The organism is Parasphingorhabdus sp. (assembly GCF_965233695.1).
Classification (GTDB): domain Bacteria; phylum Pseudomonadota; class Alphaproteobacteria; order Sphingomonadales; family Sphingomonadaceae; genus Parasphingorhabdus.
This window is the reverse complement of sequence record NZ_OZ247497.1, coordinates 3826348-3838428: the sequence shown is the minus strand read 5'-3', so window position 1 is coordinate 3838428 and position 12081 is coordinate 3826348. Positions and strand designations below refer to the sequence as shown.

The following is a 12081-nucleotide window of genomic DNA, read 5'->3' as shown; positions in this document are numbered from 1 at the left end:
TGATTGCTGTCTGGAGCCGATAGGCGAAATCGATATGATAGACCAGCCCAAAAATAACGAATCTGATCAACCTGAGTTTAATGCCCAAACCTATATGGAGCCCGGGGTGGCTGTTATTCGCGGAGTGAACTGGGGCGGGTTTCTTGCGTTGTATTGGAAAGAGGTGCGTCGGTTCTTCAAGGTGCAACTGCAAACTGTGTGGGCCCCATCCATTACGACTTTGCTGTTTCTGATTATCTTTACCGTCGCGTTGGGTAGAGGAGATCGCACTGTTCTGGGCGTTCCATTTGCCGATTTTATAGCCCCGGGACTGATTTGTATGGGCATGCTCCAGAATGCTTTTGCAAATAGCAGTTTCTCGCTCTTGGTCGGTAAGATCCAAGGAACAATTGTCGACTATCTCATGCCGCCTTTGTCGGTTGGGGAATTGCTAGCCGGTTTGGTTGGTGCAGCGATAACCCGAGCAGCACTGGTTGGATTTGCCGTTTGGCTGGCCATGGCTCTGTGGCCCGGCGTTAACGTTAGCGTTGCGCACTGGTGGGCGGTCCTTTGGTTTGGTTTTATGGGGTCTGCAATGCTGGCGCTCTTGGGTGTCATGACGTCAATCTGGGCGGAGAAATTTGATCATGCCGCGGCGGTGACCAATTTTGTTGTCGCACCTGCTGCATTGTTATCAGGGACTTTTTACTCCATTGACCGACTGGCGCCGACATTTCAGGCGGTGAGCCATTTTAACCCGTTTTTCTATGCGATTTCCGGCTTTCGGTACGGATTTCTCGGGGAAGCGGACTCGCCGGTCCTGGTGGGATCCATCGTTCTATTGTGCATAAACATCGCCTTGACCGCTATATGCTACGCTCTGCTCAAAAAGGGATGGAAGATCAAATCATAGACTGATCCGTCGGTCTAGTGCCGGTGAATCCTGTGCAATTTGTATTTTCCCCCGTCTACGGTTTTGAACATTTGCGCGACATCGGGATGGGCAATCGGTTCTCCGCTATCATCTTCCAGCAGGTTTTGCTGACTGACATAAGCGACATAGCTGCTGTCTGCATTTTCGGCGAGAAGATGATAAAAGGGTTGATCCTTTGCGGGCTGCAAATCTTTCGGGATCGCGTCATACCATTCGTCGCTGTTTGCAAAAACCGGGTCGATATCATAAATTACGCCGCGAAAATCGAACAGTCTGTGCCTCACAACATCACCAATTGTGAAATTGGCGTTGAGCACGGGAGGCGTGCCTTTGGGAAGCGGATTTGTTGATGCAAGATGTTTGGTTTGAACCATAGCTATAATCTAGTCAGTTATCAGGAAGATGCAAGCGAACGCTAAATGCCTGCGGTTAAAGTTTCCTGCTTGGCAAATGACAGATCATAGGTTAAGCGCGCCGCACGTTCGACACGCATGGCCTTCCGGGCCGTGGTTTCCAAGGCAATTTGCCGACTTGCGGAGAGGTGCCAGAGTGGTCGAATGGGGCGGTCTCGAAAACCGTTGTGCGAGCGATCGTACCCAGGGTTCGAATCCCTGTCTCTCCGCCACTATTCTGATGCAGAAAGGCTCCCAGGGTTGCAGAATGACCCTTGCGTGGCTGTGCCGGTATATCCGATCCGGTGTGCTGGTGTTCAGCAAGTTTATCTCAGGCCCCGAAACTAAACGGCGGCTGCAAGGTGGCCTTATTATAGTTTGCAGCTGGTCTAAAGGCTTGCCTTAATGAATTTGTTGATTTCGAAAATTCGTAAACCTCATTAAAGAAACAACAAATTCACTGATCGAATGCGGCAATCACGGTGATCATCATAATCATCCAAAATACCCAAATCGGTTGTTGAAACAGCCAGCGCAGCAGCATATCTGCACCGCGATGACAATGATCATTCGGCTGCGTATCCAAGCTGAACAATCAATACATCGCTTAGTTATTTGTCAAAAGGAAAATAAATGACCACGATCAATAGTAAAATTCTCCCCTTTTCTACTGAAGCCTTTTATCGCGGTGAATTCGTCAACGTAACGCAAGAACATGCGGAAGGAAAATGGGCAGTATTTTTCTTTTACCCAGCCGACTTTACTTTCGTATGCCCAACCGAACTGGAAGATCTGGCGGATCAGTATGATGAACTTCAGCGGATGGGCGTGGAAGTTTATGCAGTCTCAACGGACACTCATTTCAGTCACAAAGCTTGGCATGGTAGTTCTGATGCGATTGGCAAAATAAATTTCTACATGCTGGGTGATCAAAACCATCAGATCAGCAATAATTTCGGTGTTCTTCGTGAAGGGCAAGGGCTTTCCGACCGGGCAACTTTTGTCGTTGATCCCGATGGTGTCGTGCAAGTCATGGAGATTACCTGTGAAGGCGTCGGTCGCAATGCGACGGAATTAGTGCGTAAAATCAAAGCAGCGCAATATGTACGCGCCAATCCTGGTGAAGTTTGTCCAGCCAAATGGGAAGAAGGCGAAACCACACTCGCTCCTTCCATTGAGCTTGTTGGCAAAATCTAAAAAGCACCAACAAATCTGAGCATTTGTGGCGGCCGGCTGAAAAGTTGGTCGCCACCGTTCTCTGGCGCCTATTCAACGCGCCAGAGAACGATAAGTCTATTCCATAGCTGAGAGCAAACCATGGCCATCCTTGATCAGTCGACTATCGAACAATTGAAAGCCTATTTGGCTAACCTGCGCCGTCCTATTCGCCTTGTTGCCAGTTTGAACGAAGGCGACAAGTCTCGGGAAATGCGATCGTTTCTCGAAAGCATTGCTCCTCTATCCGATAAGGTCGAGGCCCAATTTGACGGTAAAAGCCAGCGAATACCTTCATTTTTGATAACGGCAGAAGATGGCCAATCGGAGGTCGAATTTGCCGGGTTACCCGTTGGTCACGAATTTTCTTCCCTGATTCTGGCGCTGTTGCATGTTGGCGGCCATCCTCCGAAAGAAGATGCCGACTTGTTGGATAGCCTACGCAATCTGGAAGGTCGTTTCCATTTCGAAACCTATTTCTCCCTATCCTGCCAGAACTGTCCGGATGTCGTGCAGGCCCTTAATATTATGGCGGCACTCAATCCTAACATCAGCCATACAGCCATCGACGGCGCTCTTTTTCAGGATGAAGTCGAAAGTCGCAAAATCATGGCGGTTCCGACAATATTGTTAAACGGTGAACCATTTGGCTCGGGGCGAATGGATCTGGCGCAGATTATCGCAAAACTGGATAGTGGAGCTTCGGCAAAGGCCGCAGAAAAGCTGTCTGGCAAAGACCCATTTGATGTACTCGTGGTTGGCGGTGGTCCCGCTGGTGCTGCCGCCGCAATCTACACTGCGCGCAAGGGTATTCGCACCGGCATTGTCTCCGAACGATTCGGTGGACAGCTTCTTGATACGCTTGGCATAGAAAACTTCATCTCGGTTCAGCATATTGAGGGCCCGAAACTTGCAGCTGAACTGGAGCAGCATGTCCGGGAGTATGAAGTTGATATTATGGATGCCCAAAAAGCGACCAGACTAGCTGCAGCAAATGGTGACGGGTTACACAGCTTGCATCTGGAAAGCGGAGCCGAGCTTAAGGCCAAGACAATCATATTATCTACTGGCGCGCGCTGGCGTAAAATTGGGGTTCCGGGCGAAGATGAATATCGCAATCGCGGTGTAGCTTACTGTCCGCATTGCGATGGTCCCTTGTATAAAGGCAAGGACGTGGCGGTCATTGGCGGTGGTAATAGCGGTGTCGAGGCAGCAATTGACTTGGCTGGGATCGTCAAACATGTGACACTCTTGGAATTTGATAGCAATCTGCGCGCCGATGCGGTTCTGCAAACCAAATTGAACAGCTTGTCCAATGTCGAAGTTCTCAAATCGGCTCAGACAACTGAGGTTTTGGGCGACGGGAACAAAGTAACAGGGTTGCGCTATAGGGACCTTGAAAGTGGCGCGAGCCACGATATCAAGCTTGACGGGGTCTTCGTGCAAATCGGTCTGGTTCCCAATAGCGAATGGCTGGGCGATACCCTAGCGCTGACGCAGCATGGTGAGATAGATGTGGATGGAAACGGCGCCACCAATCTTCCCGGTGTTTTTGCTGCAGGTGATGCAACCATAGCGCCATATAAGCAGATTGTTGTCGCCATGGGTGAGGGATCCAAGGCAGGGTTGTCGGCTTTCGATTATCTGATCCGGTCGGGAAGTTAAGGCGATGTCCGTCTTAGTTGCTTAACTGGCTTTGCGTTTCAGATCCGAGCTGGAAAATGGAATGATCTTGGTGTCGACGGCGGTTCCGCTCGATTGGGAGGAGACAGATTTGCTAGGCCTTGAGAACAGGTAACCTTGCAATTGTGTGCAGCCAAGGTCGCGCATGACGTCCATTTCTCTGATATTCTCGATACCCTCCGCGGTTGTTTTCATGCCGAGTTCTTCTGCCATTGATACAATGGCCCGGATGATGGCGAGGCTCTCGGTCGATCCGCGCGTGGCTGATTTTACAAAACTACGATCTATCTTGATTGTTGAGAAGCTGGCCCGGCGGAGATAGCCCAATGAGGAATAGCCGGTGCCAAAATCGTCGAGGACAAGATTGATGCCCAGTGAACGCAGGTTTTCAAGCGTTGCATCGGTTTTTTCGTGATTATCTAAGAATACGCTTTCGGTAACCTCTAGTTCGAGGCGTTGCGGATCAAGCCCACTTGCGGCCAGGGCACTGATTATGCTGTTGGCCAGGCCTCCACCTTCAACTTGCAGAGCTGACACGTTGACGGAAAGCCGGACATGATCGGGCCAGGTTTTCGCTTGCGCACACGCTGTCCGCAAAACCCAGTTTCCAATATTACCGATCAGCCGTGCTTCTTCGGCAATCGGAATGAAAACAGCGGGAGAAATCTCACCACGGGTGGGATGATTCCACCGAAGCAATGATTCATAACCGATGATTTCCTCGCTGCGCGCGTCGACAATCGATTGGTAGGCAACTGATAAATCGCCATTTTCTAGTGCGTTGCGTAGATCGTTTTCCAAAATATGCCGTTCGTCAGCTTCGATTTGCATAAATTCCCGATAACGAACGCACTGACCCCGACCGGAATCTTTGCCATGATACAGGGCCAAATCGGCGCAGCGGGTAAGCGTTTGAACATTGTCGCTGTCCTGCGGGCCGACCGCCACACCAATTGTCGCGCCAATATTGACCGAAGTTCCGTTGATCGAATGTGTGCCGCACAGGTCTTCGATAACTTTTTTACCCAATATTTCGATATCGCCATCGTTTTCGATGTGCGGAATCACGAGCGCAAATTCATCCCCGCCGAGGCGTACCGCATGATATTTATCGCCAGCGGCCTGCTTCAGATGCTCAGCTACATGACAAAGAAGCTCGTCGCCGATATTGTGACCCAGGGTGTCGTTCACGGCCTTGAAGCGGTCAAGGTCAATCAGCATCACTGCACATCGTCCACCTTCCTTATTTGCGCTTACGAGAGCATCGGACAATAAAGTCCTGAAATAGCGTCGATTTGCAAGACCAGTCAAAAGGTCATGACGTGCAGCATGCGACAGTTGCGCATTTGCAGCACTAACAGCTTTTCGCCTCCGTCTGACGGATACGATCGCGAAAAATAGAGCACCGATCACGGCAAAGGCCAAAACCAGCAACAAGCTGGTATAGCGCAGAATTGTGCGTGACTTGGCGAGCGCGAGGTCGCGTTGCGCCTGTTTCGCTTCCAGTTTCGAGATCTCAAGTTCGCGATTGGCATCGTCAAACTGTGCGGCCAGCAACGCTGAATTGGTTGATGCTGCGAGGTCACGACCATTATCATCAAGCCGCTTGAAGGCATCAAGATGAGCGAGGGCTTGTTTATACTGCCCTAGTGCGTTGAAAACTTGATGAGCAGTTGAATGATAGTCCCGATAGGACATTGTCGAACTTTTCAGGTCTACACCGGCAAAGGCTAGTCCAATATAGCGCTCTGCGTCTGCCAATCGTTTGTCGGCCAGCGCGATCTGCGCGCGGGTACCCCACAAAAACGGCTCCCAGTCGGTTGCTCCCGCATGGGCAATAGCTAGGCCGGATCGCGTTGTTTTTTCGGCTTTTTCAAGATCACCTTGGGAATATTGCGCAAAAGCCAGGTTTGTCAGTATGCGTGTCTGAAGAAGCGGACTATCCATTTCCCTGGCAACTTTGAGCGCCTCGGCATATTCTGCTTCCGCCTCGCCGAACTTGCCCATATCTCTAAGAGCGTTCCCGCGATTATTGTGCGAAGACAGATTTAAAGCCGGATCATCAGCGTAGACCGATTTGGCTTGATCATAATAGTCCAGCACTCGAGGATAATCTCGCGCCTCATAGTAGATCGATCCGATGTTATGCAGGATAATGGCCTGACTACGCTTTTGATCCAATTTTCCATAAATTCGGTAGGCGTCGTAAAGCATCGGTAAGGCTTGCTCAACGCGGCCGGTCTGGATTGCAATTGCTGCAGAAGATTTCAACAAATCGGCATGCAACTTGGCATTTGGCGCTTCACGCTTAACCGTCTTTAGCGCGCTGTCGATAACCGGGCCTGCTTCGATCGGTCGGTTCAACCGAGTGAGGGCCTCGCCCTCTAACCATTGGCTTGTAGCAATGGCAATGGCTGCTTCCTTTTTCGGCATTGCATTAGCAATAATTGCCGCTTTGCGAGCGAATTTTAGCGCATTGCCAGGGTCCGACATCATCGAAGATTTTGTATCAGCGATTTGCGATTCGAAAGCCGATGGCACCGCTTCTGTTTGCGCATAGGCAGACGGCATATTGCACGCACAACCCACTAACAAAACAGCAGCTAGTTTTTGTCCCGACATACGCCCCCCGGCTTTCGCAAATCAATCTATCAAGGACAAATATGGATTTCCCACATGCTCCATAATAAATCTTTTAGAATGGGATACTTAGCATACCACCTGCTATTATTTCGTTAACATTACCTCTCGCCGATGCGTCATATTGTGCACGGCCGAAGAGAGAGAATTCCCCGCCTCCCCGCATTGGTGTGGCGTAGAGAAATTCACCGGTGAAACGGCGGTTTTCATCCGCAATACTGAAATCACGCGTTACGTTCCCGATTTCTCCTGTTGAACGGTCAATGACCTCCACAGCATTATATTCCAGTGTGCCTTTTTCAACATGCAGCGGCTGCGTTAAAGATACGCGTAAGCGGTCATCTTTGCGCATCAGGCCCTGTTTGCCGATTGAGAAAGCATAAGCAGAGCTTCTTACATTGCCGTTCGTCCGCAGATTTTGATCAATACCACCGTTTGATTTAGTCAGCGCTGTTGTTGCTGACGCAGCAATATTGATACCGTGCGGCAAATCGAAACTGGCACCTACTGTCATGGTCCGGCTCGTCGAACCGTGGCGAAGATCATTGTCCAGAGCCGATTGTACCCCCAGCAAGCCATCTTTTTCATCCAATGATGCAAAGCTGACGCTGAGAGTGGCGGCTTTCAGCGGCTTATGCGTCATGCGCAAGTTAAATGCGCTGGCTTGATAGTCTTTCGCACCACGCAATTGGGCCCGTTCCGCTTCGGTCAGTGCCAGATTCTCAGAATGGTCAAGTCGGCGACTGGTCAAACCGAAAGCGATTTTAGTATTTTTGGAAATTGCAAATTCGGCGTCAACAAATTCGCCACCTGAGGCAAGACCCAAGACCGGGTTCAAACCGCCTGTGTTTGTATCATAATCGGAGGTCAAACCGAATGAGCTCTGCCCGAGCAACGCAATAGCGCCTTGGCCGTAACCCGCATGAAAGGAGAGCTTGCCAGCAGCATCACCAAACTGGACGGCGCTATGCGGCACTTCTCCCTGCCGACCGTTACGCAGATAAGCTGTCGGATTGGCCGCCGAGACTGCAAAATTCCAACCTTCGCGTTTCGGGCTGGCATAGCTTGCGATATCAGTAAATCCACCAACCATATTGCTTGCGGTGAAGTTATTGGTCGACCAATCGACAAAACGCTCGCTGATGTAGGATTGGAAATACTCACTGGAGCCTGTGACGCTAGATTTCTGTCCAACAAGCTGGTTAGAGAACGGCACTACGAAATCTCGGTGGGTATCGCCTATTTTTTCGAACATCGTCAGAAATACACCATCGGTATTCCAAGTGGCGCCTACACCGGTTTTTTGAAGATCAGCAGCGTTACGTTTCAGCCTTTGGTTGCCACGATATTCATAAAAATCGAGATTATTGAAATCGAGCGGTGATTGTGATGCTTCAACATCAAGCAAGCCAACGCCATAAACATCGTCTACCCCTGGCGCGCCCAAATCCTGAGCGGAATCCAGGATGATGCGTACAGTTTCCTCTGGATGCTCGGCAAGCCATGGCCACCTATCATGCAGCAAAGTAATCGCACCCGATACAAGCGGAGCGGCAAACGACGTGCCGGACCGACGGGTGACGCCGCCGTTGCCGTCAGACATTAATATTAACTCACCTGGTGCGACGATAAAAATATCTCTGAGATGATAGTCATCTGTACATTGTCCATTATCTGTGAGGCAAACCGAGCCCGGTTTGTTGGAGATGCTGGAAATGTTCCCCAAGGGATCGATAGCTCCGACAACAATCAAACCAAAATCAGAATTCCTTTTAAATTCAACATTTTGAGTTTGCGTCATGCCATCATTGCCAGCAGCGATCACGAACACAGTGTCTTTTGCCACATCCTTGACGTCACTATCATTGAACACATTGTTCCATTCGGGATGTAGCGTCCAGCCTGAGACTCCCAGCGACATGTTGATGACGCTGGCATTCCCACCTTTCAGCGAAATAATTCCAGCCTCAATGTCATCCCAAGATGCGCTGCCGGTGTGATCAAACGGGTTGTAGGTTGCTACCGAAGCATTTGGCGCAATACCCATTACGCCGAAGCCATCATGATCGGCAATGAGCAAACTGGCGACACCTGTTCCATGTCCACCGACATGGGCCTGATAGCCGCCGGAATGGAAAACGTTGCCCTCAAGATCGGCGTCATTAACGATGGAAGAATCCAGTATGCCGATAACACTATCAGCGCCGCTGCCTTGAATTTTGGTTAGCTCTGGTGTCCAATTAATGGTTCTCATCCAGTGATCCACACGATCATGGCCACTATATTGCATCAATCCGTCAAACCATTCCGTCACCAGTTGCGCACGCTGTGCCTGACTGAGCGAACGGAAGCCCCAGACCCGATTGTCACCGATACCGAACTTTGCGAACAGCGGATTGAGAAAACTCGTTTCAAACGATTCTCCAGTTCGGGCCTGGATCGCACCGCCCCAGATGCTCTGAGATTGACTGATAAGGCTATTAATCTGCGCATCCAGCACGTCTCTTTTGGCCCCGGTGTTCCCATTTTGTGCAATATCGTTGATCTGCAGATTGGCCTCTCTCCAGGTGGCACCGAAGCTATGCCAAAAGCCGTTCATTTCAATGTAGCTTGGCAACGTTGCACCCGAAACCGGATCGGTTGCGCCAGAAAAAGGATCCAGGTTGCCACGGAAAGGATCAACATTGCCGGCAAACGGATCAACATTGCCTGCGAATGGATCAAGATTACCACCGAAAGGATCAATTGCGCCCCAAAGCGCACGAATTTCGCCATGAAACGGATTCAGGTTACCGGCAAAAGGATCGATATTGCCTTCAAATGGATTAATGTTGCCGGCAAACGGATCGATCGAACCGCTAAACGGATCGAGTGAACCGGAAAATGGATCAATGGAACCGGAGAACGGGTCAATGCTGCCGCCCATCGGAACGATCGGACGCGCGAACTCTTCAGCCGGCAAGGCTTCTTGCCCGACAACCGTGTTGGTTGCGGCGCTTTCCGGCACAGACTCAGTGGCCTGTGCAAAAGCCGGCATAGCGGCACCGAACATGATTGTTGCAATAGCAAATTTGCTAACGCGAAGATTAGATGGTTGTTTCATTTCTACCCCGTTCACCCACGAACTTATAATGAACGAATTAGGGGTCGTTTGTTAACCAGCGCGAAAAAAGATGGATTAACAACATTGTAACCACAGCTTGGCGCAGAGTTCCGGTTTGTTTTATTTCGCGAGAAGACGATTTTTCGCGTTCTAACCGTTAAAATTGCACAGAAATGTAAATTTAAATCGCGATTCCACCCCAATTTGTTAAAGGCGATCAATGGCTCAAATTTGGACGCTGGAATATTAATAGTGGCCCTAAAATCATTGCTGGCCAATAAAGACTGTGAAACACAGTCTTTTTTTGGCAGGATAGCTTGATGCTGCAATTGCTAATTTGATTTGAGGGACAATTAATGGCTGATCGGGATTCCCATCTACAAGAGGTGCTCAAAGCGCCTGAAGGACCGCACATTGCTGCCCTGTTTGATTTTGACGGTACAATCATCGCGGGATATTCGGCCACCGCAATGCTGTGGGAGAAAATCAAACGCCGTGAAATGACAGCGGAAGAGCTGGTAGAAACCGCAAATGTCATGGCGCAATATAGCATGGGCAGCATGGGTTTCTCGGGACTAATGATGGCGGCATCCAAATTCATGAAGGGTGTAACCGAAGACAGCTACTTTGAATTTGGCGAAGAACTCTATCAAAAGCACATCGCGCGTAAGGTTTATCCAGAGTCACGGGAATTGATCGAAGCCCATATGGCCAAAGGGCATACGGTAGCGATTGTTTCTTCCGCGACCATCTATCAGATTGAACCTACGGCCCGAGATCTTAATATCGAACATGTGCTTTGTTCTCAATATGAGGTTGAGAATGGCGAGTTTACGGGGAATATCATCCGTCCACTTTGTTTCGGCGAGGGAAAAGTGATCGCGGCCGAGAAACTGGCTGAAGAGTATAAGCTGGATCTCAAAAAGAGTTATTTCTATTCGGACAGCTATGATGATATCGAGCTTCTGGAACGGGTTGGCAAGCCGCGCCCGTTAAATCCTAACAGCAAGCTTAGAGAAGTCGCCAAGGAGCGAGGCTGGCCATTGCAAAAATTTGATAGTCGTGGCCAGGGCAGGCCGGTAGATTATCTGAGAACTGTTTACGCCACGGGATCGTTGGTTACATCGTTTGTTGCTGGATTGCCGATTTGGGCGCTGACCGGTTCACAGCGCGAGGCGACAAATTTCTCGACAGGTTTGTTCGGCGATGTTGCGACGGCGTTGACCGGCGTGGAGCTGGACGTCACCGGCGAGGAAAATCTTTGGATAAACCGGCCCTGCATTTTCGTATTCAATCATCAGAGTAAGGCCGATGTGATGATCATGGCCAAACTGGTCCGTAAAGATGTGGGCGGTATTGCAAAAAAAGAAGTCAAAGATACACCAATAATCGGAAAAGTCATGGAAATGGCAGGAACAGTCTTTGTTGATCGAGCTGATGGTCGGAATGCGATAAAGGCGATGGAACCGCTAATAGACGCGATCAAGGTTGACGGAAAATCAATTTGTATTGCACCCGAAGGTACACGTACGCTTTCGCCCAAAATTGGCCCGTTTAAAAAGGGTGCTTTCCATCTCGCGATGCAAGCGGGAGTGCCAATGGTTCCGATTGTTATCCATAATGCCGGCGATGTAGCGCCCAAAAATGAATTTGTGATGCGGCCGGCAACAGTGAAGGTCGAAATCTTGCCGCCTGTGGATACCAGTAAATGGAAAAAGACAACTCTGGATGCGCATGTTGCAGAAGTTCGGGGCATGTTCCTGAATGCTTTAGGGCAGACCGATGAAGAGATTGAAATTACCGAGGTGGCTAAAACCACAAAATCGCCCGCGCGCGCCAAACGGGTGAAGCAAACAACTCCAGCGGCAGCCGCAGGAGAGAAGACAACCTTGAAAGTTGTCCCAAAAAGGGCTGGATCACAAACCAAAACAAGGGCGCCCCGGAAAAAACCGGCCACGAGAAAAAATGCCGGCATGACCAATGCAAAAAGTCGGCCGTCAGCCGCCAAAAAATCAAGTACATCAGCGACAACAAAAACAGCCGCCAAAAAACCTGCAGCAAAAAAGAAGGCAACAGCAAGCACAACTGTAGCGCGAAAGGCACCAGTGAAAAAACCGGCCGCGTCGAAACAATAG

7 protein-coding genes and 1 tRNA gene are annotated in these 12081 nt (G+C 50.0%); 5 read left to right on the top strand and 3 right to left on the bottom strand.

Annotated elements, in window-relative coordinates; translation table 11 throughout:
* Positions 1-34: 34 nt before the first annotated feature.
* Complete coding sequence (locus tag ACO6S1_RS18330; RefSeq protein WP_422343984.1) at positions 35-892, top strand: ABC transporter permease; 858 nt, start codon at positions 35-37, stop codon at positions 890-892.
* A 14-nt stretch (positions 893-906) separates the two neighbouring features.
* Here ACO6S1_RS18330 and hspQ read toward each other — a convergent pair whose 3' ends face one another.
* A complete protein-coding gene (gene hspQ, locus ACO6S1_RS18325) occupies positions 907-1287 on the bottom strand; it encodes a heat shock protein HspQ (protein ID WP_422343983.1) in 381 nt (126 codons plus the stop codon).
* A 161-nt stretch (positions 1288-1448) separates the two neighbouring features.
* On the opposite strand from hspQ, the gene ACO6S1_RS18320 reads away from it, so the two are divergent.
* The 3 genes from ACO6S1_RS18320 to ahpF all read left to right on the top strand — a co-directional run bounded on the left by ACO6S1_RS18320 (position 1449) and on the right by ahpF (position 4185).
* A tRNA-Ser gene (locus ACO6S1_RS18320) sits at positions 1449-1538 on the top strand.
* 400 nt (positions 1539-1938) lie between these two features.
* A complete protein-coding gene (ahpC, locus tag ACO6S1_RS18315) occupies positions 1939-2502 on the top strand; it encodes an alkyl hydroperoxide reductase subunit C (protein WP_422343982.1) in 564 nt (187 codons plus the stop codon).
* Between the two features lie 120 nt (positions 2503-2622).
* Positions 2623-4185 (top strand): alkyl hydroperoxide reductase subunit F, encoded by a 1563-nt coding sequence (gene ahpF / locus ACO6S1_RS18310; protein WP_422343981.1) that lies wholly within the window; start codon positions 2623-2625, stop codon positions 4183-4185.
* Between the two features lie 21 nt (positions 4186-4206).
* On the opposite strand, the gene ACO6S1_RS18305 is transcribed toward ahpF, so the two are convergent.
* Both ACO6S1_RS18305 and ACO6S1_RS18300 read right to left on the bottom strand, forming a co-directional pair.
* Positions 4207-6774, bottom strand: coding sequence for an EAL domain-containing protein (locus ACO6S1_RS18305; RefSeq protein WP_422343980.1), 2568 nt, complete (start codon positions 6772-6774; stop codon positions 4207-4209).
* 124 nt (positions 6775-6898) lie between these two features.
* Positions 6899-9946, bottom strand: coding sequence for a S8 family peptidase (locus tag ACO6S1_RS18300; protein WP_422343979.1), 3048 nt, complete (start codon positions 9944-9946; stop codon positions 6899-6901).
* Positions 9947-10302: 356 nt separating this feature from the next.
* Between ACO6S1_RS18300 and ACO6S1_RS18295 the strand changes: the two genes are divergently transcribed.
* Positions 10303-12081: an HAD-IB family hydrolase gene (locus ACO6S1_RS18295; RefSeq protein WP_422343978.1), complete on the top strand. Its 1779-nt coding sequence runs from the start codon at positions 10303-10305 to the stop codon at positions 12079-12081.

Bases quoted from the DNA above. Each gene is read 5' to 3' on its own strand.
- ACO6S1_RS18300 (WP_422343979.1), bottom strand. From the start codon at position 9,946: ATGAAACAACCATCTAATCTTCGCGTTAGCAAATTTGCTATTGCAACA.
- ahpF (WP_422343981.1), top strand. From the start codon at position 2,623: ATGGCCATCCTTGATCAGTCGACTATCGAACAATTGAAAGCCTATTTG.
- ACO6S1_RS18295 (WP_422343978.1), top strand. From the start codon at position 10,303: ATGGCTGATCGGGATTCCCATCTACAAGAGGTGCTCAAAGCGCCTGAA.
- hspQ (WP_422343983.1), bottom strand. From the start codon at position 1,287: ATGGTTCAAACCAAACATCTTGCATCAACAAATCCGCTTCCCAAAGGC.
- ACO6S1_RS18305 (WP_422343980.1), bottom strand. From the start codon at position 6,774: ATGCCGTCTGCCTATGCGCAAACAGAAGCGGTGCCATCGGCTTTCGAA.
- ahpC (WP_422343982.1), top strand. From the start codon at position 1,939: ATGACCACGATCAATAGTAAAATTCTCCCCTTTTCTACTGAAGCCTTT.
- ACO6S1_RS18330 (WP_422343984.1), top strand. From the start codon at position 35: ATGATAGACCAGCCCAAAAATAACGAATCTGATCAACCTGAGTTTAAT.